Source organism: Nocardia sp. NPDC005745, from assembly GCF_040630775.1.
Taxonomy (GTDB): Bacteria; Actinomycetota; Actinomycetes; order Mycobacteriales; family Mycobacteriaceae; genus Nocardia.
Map to the genome: position 1 here is coordinate 1 of NZ_JBEXYF010000016.1, position 22,884 is coordinate 22,884.

General features: G+C 69.7%; 25 protein-coding genes. 14 read left to right on the forward strand and 11 right to left on the reverse strand.

Annotation, left to right across the window (positions count from 1 at the left end; translation table 11 throughout):
* The first annotated feature begins 271 nt into the window (after nt 1-271).
* The 4 genes from fabG1 to ABZ420_RS18335 all read left to right on the forward strand — a co-directional run bounded on the left by fabG1 (nt 272) and on the right by ABZ420_RS18335 (nt 3,508).
* Nucleotides 272-988 (forward strand): 3-oxoacyl-ACP reductase FabG1, encoded by a 717-nt coding sequence (gene fabG1 / locus ABZ420_RS18320; RefSeq protein ID WP_062974804.1) that lies wholly within the window; start codon nt 272-274, stop codon nt 986-988.
* Between the two features lie 80 nt (nt 989-1,068).
* Complete coding sequence (inhA, locus tag ABZ420_RS18325; protein WP_040867400.1) at nt 1,069-1,905, forward strand: NADH-dependent enoyl-ACP reductase InhA; 837 nt, start codon at nt 1,069-1,071, stop codon at nt 1,903-1,905.
* A gap of 22 nt (nt 1,906-1,927) precedes the next feature.
* Complete coding sequence (locus tag ABZ420_RS18330; protein ID WP_357123841.1) at nt 1,928-2,989, forward strand: ferrochelatase; 1,062 nt, start codon at nt 1,928-1,930, stop codon at nt 2,987-2,989.
* A 69-nt stretch (nt 2,990-3,058) separates the two neighbouring features.
* A complete protein-coding gene (locus ABZ420_RS18335; protein WP_357123844.1) occupies nt 3,059-3,508 on the forward strand; it encodes a hypothetical protein in 450 nt (149 codons plus the stop codon).
* 19 nt (nt 3,509-3,527) lie between these two features.
* On the opposite strand, the gene ABZ420_RS18340 is transcribed toward ABZ420_RS18335, so the two are convergent.
* The 3 genes from ABZ420_RS18340 to ABZ420_RS18350 all read right to left on the reverse strand — a co-directional run bounded on the left by ABZ420_RS18340 (nt 3,528) and on the right by ABZ420_RS18350 (nt 6,097).
* Complete coding sequence (locus ABZ420_RS18340; RefSeq protein ID WP_357123847.1) at nt 3,528-4,277, reverse strand: serine protease; 750 nt, start codon at nt 4,275-4,277, stop codon at nt 3,528-3,530.
* A 23-nt stretch (nt 4,278-4,300) separates the two neighbouring features.
* Nucleotides 4,301-5,116, reverse strand: coding sequence for a hypothetical protein (locus ABZ420_RS18345; RefSeq protein WP_357123850.1), 816 nt, complete (start codon nt 5,114-5,116; stop codon nt 4,301-4,303).
* A gap of 156 nt (nt 5,117-5,272) precedes the next feature.
* The gene (locus ABZ420_RS18350; RefSeq protein WP_357123853.1) at nt 5,273-6,097 is read right to left on the reverse strand and encodes a DUF3097 domain-containing protein; all 825 of its coding nucleotides are present in this window, start codon (nt 6,095-6,097) and stop codon (nt 5,273-5,275) included.
* Nucleotides 6,098-6,227: 130 nt separating this feature from the next.
* On the opposite strand from ABZ420_RS18350, the gene ABZ420_RS18355 reads away from it, so the two are divergent.
* Together ABZ420_RS18355 and ABZ420_RS18360 are read left to right on the forward strand one after the other, a co-directional pair.
* Entirely contained in the window at nt 6,228-6,659 is a 432-nt protein-coding gene (locus ABZ420_RS18355) for an NfeD family protein (protein WP_062974793.1), read from the forward strand.
* Nucleotides 6,659-7,948, forward strand: coding sequence for an SPFH domain-containing protein (locus ABZ420_RS18360; protein ID WP_357123855.1), 1,290 nt, complete (start codon nt 6,659-6,661; stop codon nt 7,946-7,948). Before ABZ420_RS18355 ends, ABZ420_RS18360 begins: the two co-directional genes overlap by 1 nt.
* 64 nt (nt 7,949-8,012) lie before the next feature.
* Here ABZ420_RS18360 and ABZ420_RS18365 read toward each other — a convergent pair whose 3' ends face one another.
* Entirely contained in the window at nt 8,013-8,858 is an 846-nt protein-coding gene (locus ABZ420_RS18365; RefSeq protein WP_357123858.1) for an SGNH/GDSL hydrolase family protein, read from the reverse strand.
* A 114-nt stretch (nt 8,859-8,972) separates the two neighbouring features.
* On the opposite strand from ABZ420_RS18365, the gene ABZ420_RS18370 reads away from it, so the two are divergent.
* Nucleotides 8,973-9,650, forward strand: a complete 678-nt coding sequence (locus ABZ420_RS18370) for an O-methyltransferase (RefSeq protein ID WP_040867389.1) — start codon at nt 8,973-8,975, stop codon at nt 9,648-9,650.
* A gap of 10 nt (nt 9,651-9,660) precedes the next feature.
* Here the strand turns inward: ABZ420_RS18370 and ABZ420_RS18375 are convergent, their stop codons facing one another.
* Both ABZ420_RS18375 and ABZ420_RS18380 read right to left on the reverse strand, forming a co-directional pair.
* Nucleotides 9,661-10,653, reverse strand: coding sequence for a zinc-binding dehydrogenase (locus tag ABZ420_RS18375; RefSeq protein ID WP_357123861.1), 993 nt, complete (start codon nt 10,651-10,653; stop codon nt 9,661-9,663).
* A 49-nt stretch (nt 10,654-10,702) separates the two neighbouring features.
* A complete protein-coding gene (locus ABZ420_RS18380) occupies nt 10,703-11,377 on the reverse strand; it encodes a helix-turn-helix domain-containing protein (protein WP_357123864.1) in 675 nt (224 codons plus the stop codon).
* A gap of 60 nt (nt 11,378-11,437) precedes the next feature.
* Between ABZ420_RS18380 and ABZ420_RS18385 the strand changes: the two genes are divergently transcribed.
* A complete protein-coding gene (locus ABZ420_RS18385; RefSeq protein ID WP_357123867.1) occupies nt 11,438-12,910 on the forward strand; it encodes an MFS transporter in 1,473 nt (490 codons plus the stop codon).
* 9 nt (nt 12,911-12,919) lie between these two features.
* Here ABZ420_RS18385 and ABZ420_RS18390 read toward each other — a convergent pair whose 3' ends face one another.
* Nucleotides 12,920-13,648: a hypothetical protein gene (locus tag ABZ420_RS18390; protein WP_357123870.1), complete on the reverse strand. Its 729-nt coding sequence runs from the start codon at nt 13,646-13,648 to the stop codon at nt 12,920-12,922.
* Nucleotides 13,649-13,815: 167 nt separating this feature from the next.
* Between ABZ420_RS18390 and ABZ420_RS18395 the strand changes: the two genes are divergently transcribed.
* The 5 genes from ABZ420_RS18395 (at nt 13,816) to ABZ420_RS18415 (ending at nt 17,294) form a co-directional block, all read left to right on the forward strand.
* Complete coding sequence (locus ABZ420_RS18395; RefSeq protein WP_357123873.1) at nt 13,816-14,259, forward strand: DUF4440 domain-containing protein; 444 nt, start codon at nt 13,816-13,818, stop codon at nt 14,257-14,259.
* Nucleotides 14,260-14,357: 98 nt separating this feature from the next.
* The gene (locus tag ABZ420_RS18400; RefSeq protein WP_357124247.1) at nt 14,358-15,179 is read left to right on the forward strand and encodes an SDR family NAD(P)-dependent oxidoreductase; all 822 of its coding nucleotides are present in this window, start codon (nt 14,358-14,360) and stop codon (nt 15,177-15,179) included.
* A 95-nt stretch (nt 15,180-15,274) separates the two neighbouring features.
* The gene (locus ABZ420_RS18405) at nt 15,275-15,895 is read left to right on the forward strand and encodes an urease accessory UreF family protein (RefSeq protein ID WP_357124250.1); all 621 of its coding nucleotides are present in this window, start codon (nt 15,275-15,277) and stop codon (nt 15,893-15,895) included.
* A 25-nt stretch (nt 15,896-15,920) separates the two neighbouring features.
* Nucleotides 15,921-16,634, forward strand: coding sequence for an urease accessory protein UreG (gene ureG / locus ABZ420_RS18410; RefSeq protein WP_357123876.1), 714 nt, complete (start codon nt 15,921-15,923; stop codon nt 16,632-16,634).
* A 9-nt stretch (nt 16,635-16,643) separates the two neighbouring features.
* Nucleotides 16,644-17,294 (forward strand): urease accessory protein UreD, encoded by a 651-nt coding sequence (locus ABZ420_RS18415; protein WP_357123879.1) that lies wholly within the window; start codon nt 16,644-16,646, stop codon nt 17,292-17,294.
* Between the two features lie 137 nt (nt 17,295-17,431).
* Here the strand turns inward: ABZ420_RS18415 and ABZ420_RS18420 are convergent, their stop codons facing one another.
* Together ABZ420_RS18420 and ABZ420_RS18425 are read right to left on the reverse strand one after the other, a co-directional pair.
* Nucleotides 17,432-18,310, reverse strand: coding sequence for a hypothetical protein (locus tag ABZ420_RS18420; protein WP_357123882.1), 879 nt, complete (start codon nt 18,308-18,310; stop codon nt 17,432-17,434).
* 87 nt (nt 18,311-18,397) lie between these two features.
* Nucleotides 18,398-19,831, reverse strand: coding sequence for an NAD(P)/FAD-dependent oxidoreductase (locus ABZ420_RS18425; RefSeq protein WP_357123884.1), 1,434 nt, complete (start codon nt 19,829-19,831; stop codon nt 18,398-18,400).
* Nucleotides 19,832-20,050: 219 nt separating this feature from the next.
* Between ABZ420_RS18425 and ABZ420_RS18430 the strand changes: the two genes are divergently transcribed.
* On the forward strand, nt 20,051-21,547 hold the full coding sequence (locus ABZ420_RS18430; RefSeq protein ID WP_357123887.1) for a cytochrome P450: 1,497 nt from the start codon (nt 20,051-20,053) through the stop codon (nt 21,545-21,547).
* An 18-nt stretch (nt 21,548-21,565) separates the two neighbouring features.
* Here ABZ420_RS18430 and ABZ420_RS18435 read toward each other — a convergent pair whose 3' ends face one another.
* Together ABZ420_RS18435 and ABZ420_RS18440 are read right to left on the reverse strand one after the other, a co-directional pair.
* Nucleotides 21,566-22,411, reverse strand: a complete 846-nt coding sequence (locus ABZ420_RS18435; RefSeq protein WP_083863433.1) for a tat pathway signal sequence — start codon at nt 22,409-22,411, stop codon at nt 21,566-21,568.
* 165 nt (nt 22,412-22,576) lie between these two features.
* Nucleotides 22,577-22,774: a hypothetical protein gene (locus ABZ420_RS18440; RefSeq protein ID WP_245660045.1), complete on the reverse strand. Its 198-nt coding sequence runs from the start codon at nt 22,772-22,774 to the stop codon at nt 22,577-22,579.
* Nucleotides 22,775-22,884 lie beyond the last annotated feature (110 nt).

Below are 22,884 nucleotides of genomic sequence, written 5' to 3' on the forward strand. Positions count from 1 at the left end.
AACGGCTCCCCCGCGCGGAGCGCAGTTCCCTGCGACGGGCCGAACGAGCGGTCGCACGCACACGGCCCGATTTTCGTGTGTGAACCCGCGGCGAAGCGCGACGACATCGGAGGATCGGATCGGGGCCCGACCAGCGCCGGGCCCGGATGTGCCGCCCGCCGGCGTCTCGAACGGGTGACATCGCACGAGCACCGATGCCGGAGCATGTGTCATCACCTCGAGCATCGATGCCCGCTCATGCGTGATCACCTCGACCAGGTAGGTTTAGCCCATGTCGAACACAACGTCACGTTCGGTCCTGGTGACCGGCGGTAACCGCGGCATCGGACTCGCGGTCGCGCAGCGTCTGCTTGCCGACGGTCACAAGGTGGCCGTCACGCATCGTGGGTCGGGGGTGCCCGACGGCCTGTTCGGTGTGAAATGCGATGTGACCGACAGCGAATCGGTGGACCGCGCCTTCACCGAGGTGGAGGCGCACCAAGGGCCGGTCGAGGTGCTCGTGGCCAACGCGGGTATCACCGACGACACGCTGCTCATGCGGATGAACGAGGAGCAGTTCACCCGCGTGCTCGACGCCAATCTGACCGGTGCGTTCCGGTGCGCCAAGCGGGCGAACCGCGCGATGTTGCGCGGGCGCTGGGGCCGGATGATCTTCCTCGGCTCGGTGGTCGGCATGAGCGGCCAAGCAGGACAGATCAACTACGCCTCGTCCAAGGCGGGTGTGATCGGCTTGGCCCGCTCGATCACCCGCGAACTCGGCTCGCGGTCGATCACCGCGAATGTCGTCGCCCCGGGCTTCATCGAGACCGACATGACCGCCGACCTTCCCGAAGACATGCGCGACATGGCCAAGAAGTTCATCCCCCTGCAGCGGCTCGGCCAGCCCGAGGACATCGCGGCCGTCGTCAGCTTCCTGGCTTCCGAGGATTCCGCCTACGTCTCCGGCGCGGTGATTCCCGTCGACGGCGGCATGGGCATGGGTCACTGACCACACCGAACGCGTAGCGCGGCCGAGCGCGGCCGCCCGCAGCCAATCCCACATACGAATTTCAGGAGAACCGAGAACTCATGGGCGGACTGCTCGAAGGCAAGACCATCCTGGTCACGGGCATCATCACCGATTCGTCGATCGCGTTCCACGCGGCGGCTGTCGCGCAGGAGCAGGGCGCGAAAGTGGTCATCACCGGCATCCCGGAGCGGCTGCGGCTGATCGACCGGATCGCCAAGCGCCTGCCCCAGGAGGTCCCGCCGGCCATCGGGCTCGACGTCACCAGCGAAGAGGATCTCGCAGGCCTGGCCGACAAGCTGCGTGAACTGGCTCCGCAGGGCATCGACGGAGTGCTGCACTCGATCGCGTTCGCACCCCGCACCCTGATGGGGCCGGAGGCGCGGCCGTTCCTGGAGGGTCCCGGTCCGGACGCCGCCAAGGCGTTCGAGATCTCGGCGTGGAGCTACGCCTCGCTGTCGCGCGCGGTGCTGCCGGTGATGAACGAGGGCGGCTCGATCGTCGGCATGGACTTCGACCCGCGCACGGCGATGCCCTTCTACAACTGGATGGGTGTGGCGAAGGCGGCGCTGGAGTCGGTGAACCGGTACGTCGCGCGGGAGGTGGGCGCCGCCAAGAAGATTCGCTCCAACCTCATCGCCGCCGGTCCGATCAAGACGCTGGCCGCCAAGGCGATCGCGGGCACCGCGACCGACGACGCGGCCAAGCTCAACCAGCTCAACACCTACTGGGACGGCGCGTCGCCGATCGGCTGGGACGTCGACGACCCCACGGTGGTGGCGAAGTCGATCGTGGCGCTGCTGTCGGACTGGCTGCCGGGTACCACCGGCTCGATCATCTACGTCGACGGCGGAGCCAGCCACAACACCTGGTTCCCCGAGGACATGTCCATCAACTGAGCCGGATTCGAGGGGAGACACCGTGGTTCGGACCGCCGACGCGCTGCTGCTGCTGTCCTTCGGCGGTCCGGAGCGTCCCGAAGACGTGATGCCGTTCCTGGAGAACGTCACCCGGGGCAGGGGAGTGCCACGTGAGCGCCTCGAGGCGGTCGCCGAGCACTACCTGCACTTCGGCGGTGTCTCGCCGATCAACGCGCTCAATCGCGACATCATCGCGGCGGTCGAGGCCGAACTGTCCGCAGCAGGCCTCGAGCTGCCGGTGTACTTCGGTAACCGGAACTGGCACCCCATGGTGGAGGACACCGTGGCCCGGATGGCCGCCGACGGCGTCGGCTCCGCGCTGGTCTTCCCGACTTCTGCCTGGGGCGGCTACTCCGGCTGCCTGCAGTACCACGAGGACATCGTCCGTGCGCGTGCGGCATTCGGCGCGGGCGCGCCGGAACTGCTGAAGCTGCGCCAGTACTTCGATCACCCGCTGTTGATCGAGGCGTTCGCCGACGCCATCCGCGCGGCGCGCGATCAGCTCGCGTCCGGGCAGCGCACCGCGGCGCGGCTGGTGTTCACCGCGCACTCGATCCCGGTATCGGCCGATGCCGCCGCGGGGCCGCCGGCCGACGGTGGGCGGCTCTACAGTCGTCAGGTCGCCGACGCGGCCCGGTTGTGCGCCGCGGCAACGGGTTTCACCGACTACGACGTCGTCTGGCAGTCTCGTTCCGGTCCGCCGCAGGTGCCCTGGCTGGATCCGGATATCGTCGACCACCTGGACGATCTCGCGGCCAAAGGGGTCGAGGCCGTGGTCGTCTGCCCGGTGGGCTTCGTCTCCGATCATCTCGAAGTCATCTGGGACCTGGACAACGAGGCCGCGCAGAAAGCCGCCGAGCTCGGCATGGGCTTCGCCAGAGCCGCGACGCCGGGAACCGATCCCCGCTTCGCGAAGCTGATCGTCGAGCTGGTCTCCGAGCAGTTGCGCGGCGTCGAACCCCGGCGGCTCGGGTCGGTCCCGGGCTACGGCTGCACACGCGACGGCGAACCGTGTGCCGTCGGCTGTTGCGCGGTTGTGCGCCGTCCCACGACTGGGAATTGAGGCGTCGCAGGCGCGATAGCATCGCCAGCGACCGTTCGCCGAATCCGACTTCCTGGGGGGTATCTCTCGATGACCTATGCCGACGTGCTGACCAATGCCGCGCTGCTCGATCCGCACGCCTGGTCCGATGCGAACGTGTGGACGGTGGCGCTCGACGCCACGGAGGCCAGGCGCCGCGGCCGTAGCAGTGGCGGTGGTGGTTTCTCCATCGGTGGTCTGCTGCTGTGCATCGGGGTCGTCGCCGTGGTCATCGGACTCATCGTCTGGCTGAGTAAGCGAGGCAAAGCGAACCAGTCCCAGCAGCAGTACCCGCAACAGCAGCAGTTCCAGCAACAGCAGTATCCGCAAGGGCAGCAGTACCCGCAGCCGTATCCTCCGCAGGATTTCTCGGGGCAACAGCAGTACGCGCCGCCGCAGCAGTACCAGCAGCCCTACCCGTCGCAACCGCAACAGCAGTATCAGCAGTACCCGCAGCAGCCCTATCCGCCGCAGCAGCCGTACCAGCCGCCGCAGCGGTGAGCATCCCCGACTCGAACGATCAGAAGTTCGGTGCGGCCAAGCGGGTGTAGACGGTGGGGAAGCCGGGGCGGGCCGCGCCGGTGCCCCAGGAGGTGAGACCGGCTAGACGGCCGTCGACGAGAATCGGTCCACCGCTGTCGTACTGTGCGGTGTCGGCGGTCGGGCTGCCCGCGCAGAGCATGGTGCGCGGATCGAAGGCCGGGCCATAGACGGTGGCGCACTCCGCGTCGATGGACAGCGGAACGTTCGCGGCGTGCAACCGGGTGTTGGCCTCATCGGTTTCGAAGGTCGCGCCCCAGCCAAGGATGGTTGCGGTGCTGCCGGGAGCGGGTGCGGCGACGGTGATCGTCGGACCGGACTGCGGCTCGTCCAGGGTCAGGATCGCCACATCGTTCTGATAGGCGGTCGTCGCGTCGATGACGGTGGCACGGAAGTCCGGATGAATACGAATATCCTTCACGTGCACCGTGCTTCCGCTGTGCTCGCGGAGGTCGTCGCGGCCGAAGGTGACGGTGAGCGTCTGTGCGAGCGGACGGGCCAGGGCCACGCAGTGCGCCGTGGTGATCACCTCGTCCGGAGCGACGAGTGCGCCGCCGCAGAACTGGCCGGAAGCGCGGGTGAGGAACAAGGGCGTGCCGATGGCGGCCAGCCACGGGTACTCCGCCGTCGTCGCATCGGTGCCGCCCACGATCGCCGCGGCCGGGGCGTGTAGCGCGAGGCCGATCAGCACGGTGAGGGCGGCGGTGCGGCCACGGCGGGAAACTCGCATGTCACACCGCCCGCGCCATGATGTCAGCGGCTCTCGCGCGCGGAGGCGTGCACCGCGACCAGGCGCGCGGCGCGGATCGCGTCCCACAGCGGTCGCAGCAGCGATTCCTGCGCGCCGATCGCGCTGGCGGACGTGGGCGCGGAAGCGGGCTCCCGCTGCGCGACCGTGAGGATGGCCGCCACATGGTCGGCGGTGTCGAGAATGCGCCTGGCACGCAGCGGGATCGACTCGGGGTAGTCGTGGCGCGAGTAGTCGGCGAGTTCGGCTTCGATGAGTTCGCGCGGATCGGAGTCGACCGTGCCGAGCGACGTGGTGTGCAGTTTCATCAGCGCATCGGCGGCGTCGCGGACCGCTTCGCGCATCGCGTATTCGGCCTCGCCGAGTGACATGTCGGGGCCGGGGGCGGCGGGGATGGGGGTGCTGTAGACGGTCCACTGCAGCGTGTCGTCGTCGGACCACTGCGGGATGAGGCCGGTGCCTTCGGCGCCGGGTGCGCCGATCAGGATGCCCTCCTCGGCCTCGACGGCGTCGGCGGCGAACGCCGTTCCGCTGGGAACTCCGCGCACGTCCCCCGGGACGGGCAGCACCAGCCGCAGTTGCGCCCCGGACTGGGCCATCGTCTCGCGAATCACCTTGAGCAGCGCCATGACTCCGCTTCCCGGCAGGTTGCCGTGTGCGGACCAGGGTAGATCGGTGCGGCCGCCGGTGAGCGGGTCGCCCGCCGCGATCGTGTGCTTCGGCGCCCACGCGTGCAAGGCGGCCAAAACGTCGTCGGGCGCGCTGCGGCCGGCCAGCCAGGAGCTCGCCCACACCGTCAGCGTCGCACTTGGAGAGCACATAATTATCGAGCATAAAGGGTGGGCGCTACCGGTGGGCATCCATGCGCGAGGGCATTCGTGAGCAGCGCGGAAACCGGGGTCGCCGCGCTGCCCGCGACGAGGGGGTCCGCGCGGATACCGCCCGGCATCTGGCTCGGGCCCTGCTCCCGGAACGCGCTAATCCGGTTCGGTGACGAAATCGATGAGGCGCTCGACCGCGCCGATGAGCGGCGCCTCCAGATCACGGAACGAGCTCACCGCGTCGTACACCCGCCGCCAGCCGTCCTGCGGAGTGCCCCAGCGCAGTCGTTCGCAGACGCCGGTCTTCCAATCCTCGTCGCGCGGCACCCGGGGCCACTGCGCGATCCCGAGGGTGGAAGGGCGCACCGCCTGCCAGACGTCGACGAACGGGTGACCGGTCACCAGGACGTGCGGCCCGAGTCCGGTGGTCAGCTGGGTCTCCTTCGATCCGGTCACCAAGTGGTCGACCAGCACGCCGACCCGCCTGCCCGGCCCCGGCCGGAATTCGGCCAGGCGCGCGGCCAGATTGTCCAGGCCTTCCAGCTGCTCCACTACGACGCCCTCGACGCGCAGGTCGTGGCCCCACACCCGCTCGACGAGCGCGGCGTCGTGGACGCCCTCCACCCAGATCCGGCTGCCGCGGGCGATCCGGGCGCGCAGACCATCGACCCTGGTGGAGCCGGAGGCGGAACGGCTCGGCGTCTTCGGCGGGGCGGCCGTCGGCCGCACCAGCGTCACGGGCTCGCCGTCGATGAGGAACGCGGCCTCGCGCAGCGCGAACAGGCGCACCGCGCCGCGCGCGTCCTCCAGCTTGACGAACTCGCCGTCGTAGCTGCGATCGAATCCGACCACCGCGCCGCAGAATCCGGTGGCGGCGTCCTCGACGACCAGGTCGCGATCCGCGGTGACCGTCGGCACCACCCTCTTCTTCGATCGAGGATGTCCGGAGTAGATGTCGCCATACCTGTCACGCCCGCTCACCCGCTTGAAGCTAGCACCGCCGCTGCGGCTTTCGACGCACCCGGGTCACCGCGCGTTCGCGGCCGGAATTCATCGGGAGTACTCGCGAAGGTCGCGCCCGATATCATGATCGGCGCACTACAGTGGTCGTGTGGCCGCAATTTTTTGGCTGGTCGCGGGCGTTCTGCTCGCGGCGGCGGAGATGCTCACCGGCGATTTCACCCTGCTGATGCTCGGTGTCGCCGCGCTGGGCACGGCGGGTGTCAGCGCGGCGGCCGACACCTCGCTCGTGGTGGATGCCATCGTCTTCGCGGTGGTCTCGGCGGTGCTGTTCCTCGGCGTTCGGCCGATCATCCGGCGTCGCTTCGGAACTCCGCCGCCCACGCCGACGAACGTCGACGCGCTGCCGGGGAAGACCGCCTTGGTGCTCGAACAGGTCGCCGCGCACTCCGGCCAGGTGAAACTGGGCGGTGAAGTGTGGACCGCGCGGCCGATGGACACGACCGAAGTCTACGAACCGGGTACGACCGTGTATGTCATGAAGATCGACGGCGCGACCGCCGTCGTCTGGAAAGGGCCTTGATGCCTGTACTGATCGTTGCCGCCGTCCTCGTGTTGCTGGTCGTTGTGGTGGTCTTCAAGTCGATCGCGCTGGTGCCGCAGGCCGAGGCCGCGGTGATCGAGCGACTGGGCCGGTATTCGCGTACCGTGTCCGGCCAGCTCACGTTCCTGGTGCCGTTCGCCGACCGGGTGCGCGCCAAGGTGGATCTGCGGGAGCGGGTGGTGTCGTTCCCGCCGCAGCCGGTGATCACCGAGGACAACCTGACCCTGCACATCGACACCGTGGTCTATTTCCAGGTGACCAGCCCGCAGGCGGCGGTCTACGAGATCAGCAACTACATCGCCGCCGTCGAGCAGCTGACCGTCACCACGCTGCGCAACGTCGTCGGTGGTATGACGCTCGAGCAGACCCTCACCTCCCGCGATTCGATCAACGGCCAGCTGCGCGGCGTGCTGGACGAGGCGACCGGGCGCTGGGGGCTGCGCGTCGCGCGGGTCGAGCTGAAGAGCATCGATCCGCCTCCGTCGATTCAGGAGTCGATGGAGAAGCAGATGAAGGCCGACCGGGAGAAGCGCGCCATGATCCTCACCGCGGAGGGCCAGCGCGAATCGCAGATCAAGACGGCCGAGGGCTCGAAGCAGGCGCAGATCCTGTCCGCCGAGGGCGCCAAGCAGTCGTCGATCCTGGCCGCCGAAGGCGAACGGCAGAGCCGCATCCTGCGGGCGCAGGGTGAGCGCGCCGCCGCCTTCCTGCAGGCGCAAGGCCAGGCCAAGGCCATCGAAAAAGTCTTCGCCGCCATCAAATCCGGCAAGCCGACGCCGGAACTGCTTGCCTACCAGTACCTGCAGACGCTGCCCATGGTCGCGCGCGGTGACGCCAACAAGGTGTGGCTGGTGCCCAGCGATTTCGGCAAAGCGCTGGAAGGGTTCGCCAAGAGCTTCGGCACCCAAGGCGAGGACGGCGTGTTCCGGTACGAACCGCCCGCCTCGGACGGCGCGGAAGCCAAGCCGGAGGACGACTCCGATGTCGCGGACTGGTTCGACACCGCACCCGACCCGACCATCGAGCGGGCCGTCCGGGCCGCCGAGGCGACGGCGCGGACTCCGGTCGAGGGGCTGACACCGACACCGACACCGCCTCCGCAGAGTTTCGAACCGTCCCCGCACGTGCCGGTCATCCCGCCGCAGGAGGCTTTCCCGCCCCAGCAGCAGCCGCCGCAACAACAGCAGCCGCCACAGCAGCCGCCGGCCCAGCGCCCGGACGACCCGCACGGCCGTCCTTGGCAGCCGCCGGAGAACTTCTCGAAATAACACCACCCGACCCGCCCCGGACTCCGCCGAGTCCGGGGCGGTGGTGTCGGTGCGGCCGAATCGTTCAGCGGGGCAGGCCGGTGGCACGTATCGCGGGGAGGATGACGTCGGCGACGCCACGCATGCCCTGCGGGGTGAGGTGGTAGGGGATGAGTGTTTCCGTGGCGATGACCGGGTCGATCCAGCGGATACCGACGGGTGCGCACGCGTCACGGCCCGCCGAGGCGGCGCGGGTGTCGACGTAGATCGCGCCGTGCGCGGTGGCGACGCGGGCGACCACGGTGTCGAGACGATCGAAGGCCGCTTGGATGGGCGCGGCGTCGGACGGTCGAAGACCGACCAGCTCCGGACAGCCGCCGTCGCGCACATAGGTCGGCCAACCGTCGACGACGATCATCGCCTTCGGCGCCAGATCCGAAACCTGTTGCAACGCGGCCGCGTAGGGCGCCGCGATCGCGTCGATGGCGGCATCCCAGTCCGGGCCGGCGCACCCACCTGCGCCGGAGAGGCCGTAGACGTGGCAGGCGACGATGTGCTCGGCCATCAAGGCGTCGTTGGCGCCGATGTGCACCGTGACCAACCTGGTTCCGGGACCGAGGGCCTCGAACTGCGGTGGAATGCCCGGCTGCTGCGCGGCGGCGAGATCCGGGATGCGCGCGGAGTTGCAGGTGCGGTCGTCGAGGCGCAGATCGAGTTCCCGGGCGATGAGCTTCGGTGTGTTCGCGGTCGAGCGGAGGCAGCGCGGCGGGGCGGTGATGTCGAAGTTCCGCACGCCCGTGGTGGCCGCCCCGGAATCGCCCAGCGCGACGTACTCGGCTCCGCCGCCGAGGGGGGCGGCCTCGACGGAGCCGGTGGCGCCGAAGGCGATCGAGCAGGCGATGACCGCGAAGGCCCGCGCAAGATTCGTCATGTCGGATCCTGTCCGTCCGTTCGTCGGCGCGCTCCCGGGACATGTACGTCTCTGTGCCGAACGCTACCCGGCGAGGTGGGCACGCGGGCGGAATCGGGTGGCAGACTTCCAGGTATGACGACACCTGGATGGGCCGATGTGGACCGCTATCTCGTGGAGACGCTGGTGGCGGATCCCGATTCCGACGCGGCGCTGGCGGCGAACAAGGCGGCCGGCCTGCCCCCGATCGATGTGTCACCGCCGCAGGGGAAGTTCTTGCATCTGCTGGCCAGGACGGTTGGGGCACGTCGGGTGCTGGAGATCGGCACGCTCGGCGGATACAGCACGATCTGGCTCGCTCGCGCGGTCGGGCCCAAGGGCCGGGTGGTCACCCTGGAGTTCGCCGCCGAGCACGCCGATGTGGCGCGGGCGAACCTGGAGCGGGCGGGTGTGGGCGACCGGGTGGAGATCCGGGTCGGCGCCGCGCTGGACAGCCTGCCCGTGCTCGCGGAGGAGGACCCGGACCCGTTCGACCTGGTGTTCATCGACGCGGACAAGGTGAACAACTCGAATTACGTGCTGTGGGCGCTGCGGCTGACCCGGCCCGGTTCGGTGATCATCGTCGACAATGTCGTGCGCGGCGGCGCGATCGCCGAGGAGCATTCCGAGGATCCGAACGCACAGGCCAGTCGCGAGCTGGTGGAGTTGCTCTCCGCCGAACCGAGCCTGGACGCGACCGTGGTCCAGACCGTCGGCGGCAAGGGCTGGGACGGCTTCGCCTATGCCGTGGTGAACGGCGACAGCGCCGAGTGAACCCGCTCGGCTAGGGCTCCAGCACCACCTTGCCGGTCGTCGCGCGAGTCTCCAGCGCGCGGTGCGCGGCGGCCGCGTCGGCGAGCGCGAAGCGATGGATCGCGGGGCGCAGCCGGCCTGCGGCCGCCTCGGCCATGGCGCGGTCCTCGAGCACGCGCAGATCGCCGCCCGCACGCGCCGACATCGGCGGGCCGATCACCATCTCGGAGGTGATGCCGCGTTCGGCCAGTTCCTCGGCGGACAGCCGCACCGGTCCCTCGGCCGCCGACTTGCCCGACCAGCCGTAGACCAGATGCTGCCCGCCCGGTGCGAGCAGATCGATGCCGGCGCGGGCGACTTCGCCGCCCACGGAATCGAACAGCACGTTCGTCCCGTGGTCGCCGACGCGCGCGCGGACCGGCTCGGGCCAGTCCGGCGACAGATAGTCCACCGCCAGGTCGGCGCCGTTGCGCCGCACCTGATCCACTTTCGCTGGGCCACCGGCCAAGCCGATCACCGTGGCTCCTGCGTTCTTCGCGTACTGCACGAGCAGGGTGCCGATGCCGCCCGCCGCGGCCGTCACCAGCACGACGCTGCCGGGCTTCAGTTCGGTGAACTGCAGGATTCCCATGGTGGTCCGGCCGGTGCCGATCATGGCCACCGCCTCCGCCGCGTCCAGGTTCGCCGGGATCTCGTGCAGCCGGGCGGCGTCGGTGACGGCCAGTTCGGCGTATCCGCCGGGCACCGCGCCGAGATGGGCCACTACCCGCGCGCCCAGCAGACTCGCGGCCACGCCCGCGCCCACGCGGTCCACCGTGCCCGCGACTTCGCGCCCGGGGATGGTCGGCAGCTCGGGCGCGGGAAACGGCCCGGCCTCGCCCCTGCGCAGCGTCGTATCGACCAGATGCACACCGGCGGCGGCCACCGCGATGCGGACCTGGCCGGGGCCCGGCACGGGATCGGGTACGGGTTCGTAGCGCAGATTCTCGGCCGGGCCGAAGGCATGGAGGCGAATGGCGTGCACGGTGGCTCCTTGGTCGTGAGGCGGTCGCCGGCCAGCCTGCAACATCAACTCAGGTCGAGGTCAACCGATCGCGGCGCGCGGCCCTGGCCTCGAATCCGTCGCAGAGCGCGTCGAGTCCGTCGTAGAGCAGTTCCTCCTGCGTCAGATCGCGCACACCGCTGCCGGCCAGATCGGTCAGCGCGGAAGGGATCGAATCCTGCGCCGTGCCGTTCAACAGCGTCCGCAGCCCGTTGTCCCCGCCGGGGTCCATGCCTTTGCGCGCCATCAAATCCGCGCTGATCTCCGGCAGCGTCGCGCCGGAGATGTGGTTCCATACCGAGAAGGACATGCCGGTCGCCTCGCGGGTGGACACGCCGAGTTCCAGGAAGCCGTCCACCAACCAGGCCAGGCAGGCCAGACTCTGCGGCCCGAAGCTGTAGCGCGGAGTGGCGAAGGTGAGCAGCACCCACGGATGCCGCCGGTACAGGGCCCAGTCGATCTCGGCGGCGATGCGAACCCGGTCGCGCCAGGTCCACCGCTGCCCTTCGGGGGAGGGGTACGGATTGCGCCGGGCCACTTCGTCGGTCATCAGCGCGAGCAGTTCGTCTTTGTTCGCGACGTGGCGATACAGCGACATGGCGCCGACCCCGAGCCGGTCGGCGATGCGCCGCATGGACAGCGCGTCCAAGCCTTCGGCGTCGGCGAGCTCGATCGCGGTATCGACTATGGCGGCGCGGCGCAGCATGCGTACACTGTACCCGGACTCATGCGTACGACGTACGCGCCAGCGAGAGGATGTTCGGCGATGACAGACGTGCAGCCGGTGCGGGCCGCGCCGTCCACAACCGGCTCGCGCCGCGCCTGGCTGGGCCTCGCGGTCCTGCTGCTGCCGGTGCTGCTGGTGTCGATGGACATCTCGGTGCTGTTCCTCGCGATGCCGACCCTGACGCTCGACCTGGACCCGTCGGCGGACCAGCAGCTGTGGATCCTGGACATCTACGGGTTCCTGATCGCGGGACTGCTCATCACCATGGGCAATCTCGGTGACCGGATCGGTCGGCGCAACATCTTGCTGGTGGGCGCCGCGGTCTTCGGCATCGCGTCGGTGATCGCCGCGTTCGCGCCCAGCGCGGGCGTGCTGATCGCCGCGCGAGCGCTGATGGGCATCGGCGGCGCGACGCTGCTGCCGTCCAGCCTGGCGCTGATCTCGAGCCTGTTCCCGGATGCGCGGGAGCGAGCCGCCGCGATCGGCGTCTGGACGGCGTTCTTCGCCGGAGGCTCTGCCGTCGGGCCGATCATCGGTGGCGTCCTGCTGCACCACTTCTGGTGGGGTTCGGTGTTCCTCATCAACATCCCGGTGCTGCTGGTGCTGCTCGCCTTCGGTCCGTTCGTCCTGCCCGAACACCGGGCGGGCGTGCGGGGCCCGCTGGACCTACCGAGCGTCGCCCTGTCGATCGGCGGCATTCTGCCGGTGGTGTACGGCATCAAACACGCCGCGACCGAAGGCATCGACGCGCAGGCGATCGTCGTCGCGCTGGTCGGCGTGGTGATCCTGACGGTGTTCGTGCGCAGGCAGCGCCGGCTCGACGAACCTCTGCTCGACCTGCGATTGTTCGCCCGGCCCCAGTTCTCGGTGGCCATCGGCGCCAGTCTGACCGGGATGATGTCGCTGGCCGGGCTGAGCTATCTGACCAGCGTCTACCTGCAGTCGGTGACCGGGCGAACGCCGCTGGCCGCGGCCGTGCTCGGCATTCCGATGGCGATCGCCGTTTTCGTCTGCTCGGTGGGCGGCGCCCGGGTCGGACATCGCTTCGGCGCTCGTGCCACCTTCGTGTTCGCCTTGCTGGCCTCCGCGGCGGGCAACCTGATGCTGCTCGGTGTCGGCGCGCACGACGGGCTGGGGTGGTATCTGGCCGGGTCCCCGATCGCCGGAGTCGGCTACGGTCTGGCGTTCACCTTGGTGTCCGAGGTGTCGGTGTCCTCGGTGCCGCCGGAGCGGGCCGGGTCGGCGGTCGGCATCTCGGAGACCAGTTTCGAGCTGGGCAACGCGCTGGGCTTGGCGCTGCTCGGGTCGCTCGCGGCGCTGATCTTCCGGTCCGGGGGCGACTACGCCGGGACGCTCGGCGAGACCATCCAGCGGGCCGCCGGTGACGCGGCGCTGGTGGAGGCGGCGCGCGGCTCCTTCGTCGACGGCATGCACGTCGCGGTGGCCGTCGGCGCGACGGCGCTCACCGCGATGGCGCTGATCGCGCGGTTCGCCTCACCCGGACCGCGCTGAGCCGCGCGATCAGCGGCCGAACACCGTCGCCACGACCTCGGCCGCCCAGCGGTTCATCGGCCGGACTATCGTGCCGTGCACCCATCGGGCCGGACGCACCACCAGCGCGTGCCAGACAACAGCGAAGGCGGCGAACACCGGGCGCAGCACAAAGCGGTACACCGCCCGGCACGGCATCACCACGAGCGCGCCCACGATGCGAGCGGCCACCCGCCACCCGTACCGCGCGGTCGCGCGCACCACATTCCACAGCGGGCGGAGCACCCAACGCCATAACCGGGACAGGGGCCAGACGATCAGCCATTCGACGGTGTAGCGGCACACCCAGGCGACGGCGTAGACGATCGGGGACACGACCCAACGCAGCAGCCAAGCCCCGGCTGGGCGGATCACCTTGCGCCACAAGAAGATTTCCACCGCTCGCCGCAGCGGTCGCAGCAGGTACTCCAGCAGGAGTGAGGCCAACGGCGTGAGCACCGAGCCCCACAGCAGATGCTGGATCACCCAGCCCCACAAGAAGTCCTTCGCGAAGATCCACGCGGGCCGCAGCATCCAGTGCCAGATCAGTTCGGCTACCGGAACCAGCAGATGCCGCGCGACGAACACGAGCGCCGCTCCGGTGACGCGGCCGAGCAGGAGGATGCCCTCCCATAGCAGGCGGATCGGGACCAGCACCACGATCGCGAGTCCGCGTGCGATCCATTGGGCGATCGAGACCTGCGTGTCCGGCGTCGACACGGTGTTCCCCCTCGGCTGGCGTGCCGGGACGTAGCCCGGCGAAAGAGTCTCCCTGGAAACTACATTCGAGCACATCGCCGCTGCCGGACGCATGAGTAGAAAAGCTCGAGTCGCGTATCGGCGCGCCTCCCGGGAGTCGAACGCCGTTCGTGATAAAATCAAATGTCATGTTTTCGCATGACTCCGCGCACGCCGACGGCGTTTCCAGGTCCGGCATCGATGCGGTCCAGGCGTTCCTCCGCCGCTACGACGACAGTGTCTCGGCGTCCGACTTCGACACGCTGCCAAGCTTTTTCGATCCGCAGATCCTTGTCGTCACGCCCACGACGAGCCGCTGCGTCACCCGCGAGGAATTCATCGCCGCCGCCCGCGCCCGTGCCCACGGGCTCGCAGCTGGGCACGCGCTGCTCACCGACCAGTCCACCATCGAGCTCGGCGGGCACTACTGGCTCACTTCGGCGCACTGGACGATGACTCTCGGTGACGCACCCGCCCTCGACCTCTACAGCGACTTCCTGGTCCGGCGCGGCGACGGGGAGTTGAGCATCGCCGCCTACCTCACCCGCCAGGACTTGCCCCAACTCGTGCGGGACATCACCCGCGCGCACTGATCGCACGAACCCCCGGGTGGGTGTCCTGATCGACGCCTACAGTCGAGTTCGTGAACCACGCTCACGCCTCCAGAAACGGCCGGCCGATCGCCGAACGGGTGGCGACGCGGCTGTTGTATCCCACATCGCGTCCGCGCGAGCAGGCGTTGCGCGCCGCGGTGGGCGGCAAGATCGTGCTGGTCACCGGTTCCTCGCACGGCATAGGCAAGGCCAGTGCGCGCAAGCTGGCGGCGGCGGGCGCGATCGTCCTGCTCGTGGCCCGCTCCGGTGACGAACTCGATCGGCTGGCCGCGGAGATCACCGCCGCGGGTGGTGTCGCGCACACCTACCCCACCGATCTGACGGACATGGACGCCGTCGAACGGCTCGGCCGCACGCTCCTCGACGAGCACGGCCGCCTCGACGTGGTGATCAACAACGCGGGCAAGTCGATCCGCCGCCCGATCGCGGAGTCCTACGACCGTTTCCACGATTTCACCCGCACCATCGATGTGAACTACCTCGGCCCGGTGCGCCTGCTGCTCACGCTGCTGCCCGCCATGCGCGCCGGCGGGGCGGGCCATATCGTCAATGTGTCCACCTGGGGTGTGCGTATGCCGCCCGCGCCCCGCTGGGCGGCCTACGGCGCGTCGAAATCCGCCTTCGACGTCTGGTTGCGCAGTGTCGCGGCCGAGGTGGCCCGCGACGGCGTCACCATCACCTCGATCTACCTGCCGCTCGTGCACACCAGGATGAGCGCGCCCACCGACTTCAGCCGTGTCCCCGGGCTGACCGTGGACGAGGCCGCCGACCTGGTCTGCCACGCGGTGACCGCCAAGCCGCGGGAGATCGCCCCGTGGTGGTCGGCCCCGGTACAGGCGTGGACCGACCTGACCCGGGGCCGCGCCCAGCGCCTCATGGAACGCGCCTTCCGCCGTTGACCCGCGACGACCGGGACGCCGGTCGGCCCGTCGGGACATAGGATCGACCGGTGCTTGCATCCACTTCGACCGGTCCGGCCGCGTCCGGGCTGACGATGGTGCTCGCGCTCGCCGACTCCCGGCTGCCGATCGGCGGTCACGTGCACTCCGGCGGCGTGGAAGAAGCCGTCGCGTCCGGCTCGGTCCGCGACGCCGCGACGGTGGAGCTGTATCTGCGCCGCCGGATCCGGACGGCGGGACTGGTGGCCGCTTCGCTTGCCGCCGCGGTGTGCGCGGGTGAACTGGATCCGGTGCGCGCCGAGGCGGAAGCCGACGCGCGCACACCGGCCCCCGCTGCGCGGGCCGCATCGCGCGCGCAGGGCCGTGGCCTGCTGCGCCTGGCGAAACAGCTCTGGCCCCGGCACGATTGGTCGCCGTTGGGCACCACGCCGCATTTGTCCACGGTCTTCGGCATGGCGGGCGCGGCTGCCTCGGTGCCGCCCCGGGAAATCGCGGGCGTGGTCGTCTACACGACCCTCACCGGCGCCGCCACCGCCGCTCAGCGCCTGCTGGCATTGGATCCCGCCGAGATCGCCGCGTGCACGATCCGGCTGGCCGGCCTGTGCGACCGCGTCGCCGCCGAAGCCGTGACCGGTCTCGCCGCGATGTCCGATCCGCTGCAGGACGTGCTCGCCGAGCGCCATCGGCAACGCGACATGCCCCTGTTCGCGAGCTGAAGCCCAGGAAGAAGGAGACCGCGCCATGCCCCCGCATCTGATCGACGGTGAGCCGCACGACCACGGTCACGATCGGCCGAGACGGACCCGCACGCCCGGAGAGGCGCTGCGCATCGGCATCGGCGGCCCGGTCGGTTCGGGCAAGACCGCGCTGGTGGCCGCACTGTGCAGGCAGTTGCGCGACGAGCTGTCGCTGGCGGTGCTGACCAACGACATCTACACCACCGAGGACGCCGATTTCCTGCGCAGGCACGCGGTCCTGCCGGACGAGCGGATCACCGCCGTGCAGACCGGCGGTTGCCCGCACACCGCCATCCGCGACGACATCACCGCCAACCTCGACGCCATAGAGGACCTGGTCGCCGCCAACCCGCCGCTGGATCTGATCCTGGTCGAATCCGGCGGCGACAACCTGACCGCGACCTTCTCCTCCGGCCTGATCGACGTGCAGATCTTCGTGGTGGACGTAGCGGGCGGCGACAAGGTCCCGCGCAAGGGCGGCCCGGGCGTGACCTTCTCGGACCTGCTGGTGGTCAACAAGACCGATCTGGCGCCGCTGGTCGGCGCGGACCTCGGCGTGATGGAGCGCGACGCGGCGCGGGTGCGCGCGGACCGGCCGACGGTGCTCGTATCGCTCACCGAGGATCCCGCGGCGACACCGGTGCTGGCCTGGGTGCGCGAGCAGCTGCGCGCGGTCGCCGAGCGGGACCGTGCGGACGAATCCGCCGCCGCGCACTGAGCGCCGCTGGTGCGCACCGAATTACGAATAGTCGCCTACCCGGCGGTCCTTCCGCAGATCTACGCGAGCGGCGGGTTGTCGGCCCGCCGCACGGGCCCGCGAACGGTCCATCTGATCGGCACCGCCGCCACACCGCTGGGCGGGGATGAACTCGACATCGCGATCGTGGTCGCGCCCGGCGCCGAACTGGTGGTGCGCTCCGTCGCGGCGACTCTCGCGCTACCGGGCGCGGCGACGCTTCTGTCGTCCGGACGCTGGCACCTGGAGGTCGGTAGCGGAGGAGCGCTGGATTTCGATCCCGAGCCGATGATCGTCGCCGGTGGCGCCCGGCACCACACGGTCACCACGATTCGGTTGGCTTCCGGCGCCCGGCTGCGCATGCGCGAACGCGTCCAGGTCGGCCGCGCGGGCGAGGACGGTGGTGAGTGGCAAGGAGACCTGATCGCCGACGTGGACGACGTACCGCTACTGCGCCACCGGTTGGCGCTGGGCGCGGGCACACCGGCCGACGACGCGCTGTCGGCGCCTCGCGCTCTGGAAAGCGAACTCGTCTATCCGGACGAACGCGCGGCGGCGACGACCGGTTTGACGCAGACCCGGCTGCCGCTGGCGGCGGGTGGCAGCTTGTTCACCCGTACCGGGGCGCTGCTGAACGTCTGATGAACAGACCGTGCAGTCTGTCGATTTCGTCTCGGACAGGTGTAGTCCACCCGAGACATGGAGAAAGAAAGGATGGGAGCCCGACAGCGTCGTCGGGTTCCCACCCTTTCGGCTCGCTCCTCGGAACGGTCATCCGATCAGCCGTTGGCCGTATCCGCGGTCTCCGAAGCCGACTCGGCGGTCTCCGAAGCCGGCTCGGCGACCTCCGGAGCCGGTTCGGTGGCCTCCGCCCCCGGCGCCGGCGCGCTGAGCGCCCGCGGAGGCGCGCTGAGTGCGTGTACCGCCCCGAGACCCGCGCCGATGCCCGCGCCGATGGCGGACAGCGGGGCGGCCATCAGGGCCGCGCCATAAGCGGCGCCGACCGGGCCCGCGGCGAGGCCGATCGGTGCGAACGGCAGACCGATGGCCAGGCCGAGACCCCCGCCCATGGCCGCCCCGAACAACGCGAACGGGCTGGCGAACACGAAGCCCGCCGCCGCGCCGATCGCGGCGGCGCCCATGGTCTGCCCGGCGACACGGTCGGACCTCGTGCGCTCCATCCCGATCGAATCCAGGAACGTCGCCATATCGGCCTCGGCCATCGCGGAGCTGTCGTTGATCTGGATCGCCTGCTCCCGGTAGAGCCACTCCGGTGCGTCGACCTGCACGTCGCCGAAGCGCAATTTGCCCGAAGGCGGTGCGATCGGCGGCACGGGGGCGACCGGAACGGGAGCGTGCAGCCCTTCCACCGGAGCCAGGTACTGGTGATCCGGCAACGGACGTGCCCACTGCAACGAACTCAGTACGTCGTCCGGGATTCGCAGACCCTCGTACGGGCGCACGTTCGGCGCCTCGGCCGCGGGCCACTGGGCCTGCTCGGTGGAATCCGTTCTGGTCACCGGAGCGGGGTGATCGGGCTCTGCGTTCGCCGTACCGGTTCCCACCAGCGCGAGAACGAGAGGAACCGTCCCCGCGGCGACGATGGAGCCGAGCTTCGGCCGATGCGGAGCGGGTGCTCGGTGCTTGCCTGTGCCCATAGATCACCTTTCATCCGAAGGAGACTTCGACGCCTCACATTCGGATCTGTCGGCGACCTGGATTGGTCGAGCGCGCTACTACACCGGTCAGCCGGCCTTGGCGTCGGTGTGCGCCTTGTCCACGGCCACGCGGCTGTTGGTGGAGGTGCCGAGGGCGGCGGCCAATTGTTCGGCGTCCTCGTCGTCGCCGTTGCTGATCGCCTCCAAGGCCAGCCGGGCGAAGACCCACTGTTCGGTGGCCGCCATCTGACCGCGACTGCGGCCGAGGAAGGTGACGAACCACTGGATGACGGTGATGATCCTGCTGCGGTAGCCGACCAGGTAGTACAGGTGCAGCGCCAGCCAGGCCAGCCACGCGAGGAACCCGCCGAACTCGAGCTTGCCCACCTGGCAGACGGCGCTGAACCGCGAGATGGTGGCCATGCTGCCCTTGTTGAAGTACTTGAACGGCTTGCGCTCCTGCGGGGTCTGGCCCTTCAGCCCCGCTTTGATCTGCTTGGCGGCGTAGGTCGCGCCCTGGATGGCGCCCTGCGCCTGGCCGGGGACATTCGGCACCGACATCATATCGCCGACCACGAAGACGTTCGGGTGGCCTTTGACGGTCAGGTCCGGTTCGACCACGACGCGGCCCGCCCGGTCGACCTCCGTGCCGTCGGACTGGTCGGCGATCATCTTGCCCAGCGGGCTGGCCTGCACACCCGCCGACCAGACCTTGCACGCCGACTCGATGCGGCGGATCGTGCCATCGGAGTCCTTCACCGTGACGCCGAACGCGTCGACATCGATCACCATGGCGTTGAGCTGGATCTCGACGCCCATCTTCTCCAGTCGTCGTTCGGCCTTGCCGCCCAGCTTCGGCCCCATCGGCCCGAGCACCGCGCCGGCGCCCTCGATGAGCACGACCCGCGCGTCGCGTGGATCGATGTTGTGGAAGGTGCCCTCCAAAGTGCGGTCGGACAGCTCGGCGATCTGCCCGGCCAGCTCGACACCGGTCGGTCCGGCGCCGACGATGACGAAGGTCAGCAGCCGGTCGCGCTCCTCCTGAGTGGTCGCGAGCTCGGCCTGTTCGAACGCGCCGAGGATCCGGCCGCGTAGCTCCAGCGCGTCGTCGATGGTCTTCATGCCCGGTGCGTAGGTGGCGAACCGGTCGTTGCCGAAGTAGGACTGCTGGGCGCCGGTCGCGACGATCAAGCTGTCGAACGGGGTGACGGTGTCCTGGTCGAGCAGGCGCGAGGTCACCGTGTTGTGGGTCAGGTCGATATCGGTGACCTCGCCGAGGAGCACCTGCGCGTTCTTCTGCTTGCGCAGCACCAGCCTGGTGGCGGGCGCGATCTCGCCGACCGAAAGGATGCCGGTGGCGACCTGGTAGAGCAGCGGCTGGAACAGGTGGGTCGAGGTCTTCGAGATCAGCGTGATGTCGACGTCGGCGCGCTTGAGGTGCTTGGTGCCGAACAGGCCGCCGAAGCCCGAGCCGATCACCACCACCCGGTGCCGGCCGTTCTCGACAGTCTGAGTGCTCATCGTCCTGCTCCTCGATGGACCTTGGGGGTCGTCCCCGGCGGCGATTCCTGACAGCTAAACCGTAGCCGCCGCGCCGGGCAGCGTCACGGCGAGATCCCCGTTCCTGGCGTGTTGTTCCCCGCGGCCGGGCCGGGGCGGGGAGGATCGACGCTCGGCGAATCGGCCGAGCGGACGAGGTCGAGAGCCTACGATGGTAACTGTCGTCCAGGGAGGATTGCCATGGTCGCCGGTGACCGTGCGGTCGGCCGAAAGCGCAGCGTGCAGGCCGATTCGGAGAACATCGCGCTGATCGAGGTCCCGCACGGCCATCTGATCGACCGGGCGCTCGGATTGCTGCCGGAACGACGCCAGGTGCTGGCCACCCCGCCGCGGGGCAGCGATGCCCGGCCGGTGCGCGGCGATGCCGGCCTGCCCTACCTGGGCCGGGCATTGCACTACATGCGCTGGGGTCCGGCCGAGATGATGGAGCGCTACCGCCGGTACGGACCCGTGTCCCTGAACAGCTCGCTCGGCGTGGACCGGGTGCTGGTCGCGGGACCCGACGCGCTGGACGAAGTGCTCGGCCACCGCCGCCGCGACTTCGGCCAGGGCTGGGACTACTTCATCGGACCGTTCTTCCGCCGGGGCCTGCTGCTGCTGGAATTCGACGAGCACAAATTCCACCGTCGGATCATGCAGCAGGCGTTCACCAGGGACCGGCTCGAGGCGCACCTGGCCGCGCTGACCCCGGTGGTGCGGGCGAGCATCGCACGCTGGGTGCCGCGCGGGCGCGACGCCGAACGCACGGTGCGGCTGTATCCGACCATCAAGGAGCTCACCCTCGACATCGCGGGCGAGAGCTTCATGGCCGCCGACGTCGGGCCGCAGCGCAGGCAGTTGATCGACGCGTTCGTCGATTGCACCCACGCGGGACTCTCCATCATCCGGCACTCGGTACCCGGCGGCCACTGGCGGGCCGGATTGCGCGGCAGGAGAGTGCTCGAGGACTACTTCACCGCGATGCTGCCGCAGAAGCGCCGCGCGGAATCGGCGGACTTCTTCTCGGGCCTGTGCCACGCCCGCAGCGAAGACGGCGGCGTCTTCGGTGACGCGGACGTGGTCAACCACATGATCTTCTTGATCATGGCGGCGCACGACACCACCACGACGACCGCCACCGCCGTGGCCTACTACCTGGGCAAGCACCCCGACTGGCAGCAGCGGGTGCGCGCCGAAGTGCTGGATATGGACGCGCGCCTCGGGGACGCGGCGCCCGCCATCGCGGACCTGGAGGCGCTGCGCGACCTGGATCTGGTGGTCCGGGAGAGCCTGCGGCTGATGCCGCCGGTTCCCGGATTGTCGCGCCGCGCCGTGCGCGACACCGAGATCGCGGGTCACTACATCCCGGCGGGCGCACCCGTCGACCTCGCCTACCAGGTGAATCACCTGCTGCCCGAACTGTGGACCCGGCCCGAGCGCTTCGATCCGGAGCGGTTCGGCGAACAGCGGCGCGAGGACAAGTCGCACCGCCTGGCCTGGATGCCGTTCGGAGCGGGCGCGCACAAGTGCATCGGGATGCACTTCGGCACCTTCGAGGTGAAGACGGTGACCGCCGCCCTGGTGCGTGAATACGAGTGGCGGATCCCCGACGAATACCGCATGCCCTGGGGATTCACCACGATTCCCTTCCCCAGGGACGGTGCGCCGATGACGTTGCGCAGGCGCGCGGCCGCCTGAGCGACCGGCCCGGCCGGGTCAGCGGCCGGCGAGCAGGATCTCCGCGAGCTTGGTATCGGTCTCGGCGCCCTCGGTGTAGCCGCCCGCGTCGCCCAGCGAGCTCATGATGGCCAGCGTGTAGCGCTCGCCCGGTCCCGCGAAGCCGACCGAGTTGACCACCCAGCCGCCTTGTTCGGCCGACCAGCCGTTCTTGAGGCCGGGACGCATGCTCGCGCCCGCGCCCCATACGCCCCAGTGCTGGTTGGAGTCCACCGCGCGCATCCGGTCGACCAGGTAGTTGCGGTCGTCGGGGTGCATGTGGTTGAGGATGTGGTCCATCAGCCGGTCGAGGTCGGCGGCGGTGCACTTCTGGAACGACCAGTCCGGGAACAGCGCGGTGTTGGTGGGCTGCGGCACCAGCGAGCTCATCCCGTTGGCGCGGAAGGCGTTGTTGAACGCCATCCGGTCGATCCCCGCGTACTTGGTCCAGAGCATGTCGGCGGCGCCGTCGTTGGAGGTGGCGAGCATTCCCTCCATCAGCCCGCGATCCTCGGGGGTCAGGTTGATGGCGCCGACGCGCGCCCGGTTGAGCAGGTCGGCGGCGATCGCGAGCTTGATGGTGGACGCGGTCCAGACCGCGTTCTCGGCGTTGGCGTTGGCGTAGACGCCGCCGGAGACACGGTCGCGCAGGACGTAGCCGGTGACACCGGGCCGGCTGTTGAGGTAGGCGTCGGCTTTGGCGATTCGACTGCTCAGATCGCAGTCGAAGCCGGGCAGGCAGCCCTGCGTGTGCGCGAGCGGCGTCGCGCCCGCGATCGGGAGCGCGGCGGGCAGGCTCGGGGCGATGATCGCCGCGGCGGCGAGGAGACAGGCGGAGGCGGCCACGCGGGGAACGGTTCGGGTGGCGGGGGACGGGTAACGCACGAGGGACCACGATCGCACATCGCGGGGCCGGACGCACGTCTTGAGCTGGGGTCCAGGGTGTGCTATCGCCCGGTCCGGGTGCTTGCGCCGCAGCGTAATTCGCCCATCACCGCTGGCCAGGGCACGTCAGCGGAAGGCGGCGCGCAGTTCTTCGACGGTGCGTCCGTTGAGCCGGTAGCAGTGTTCGAACGCCTCGGTGTGCCGATCCCGGGGCCAGGAGTGTAGGACGACGGTGCGCCCGTAGTGGCGGGAGTTGACGAGCTCCCAGCGGTCTCCGATCCGGCGGACCGTGAATCCGCCTCTCGGGACCAGGGGAATCACCATCGCATCCATGAACGCGAACCAGCCTTTCGGTGCAGCTCTCTCGTTCCGCCCCGGTGCAAACTCTTACCTCCCCGGTGCAGCACTGTCGCACATCGCCGCGGCGGTCCCCC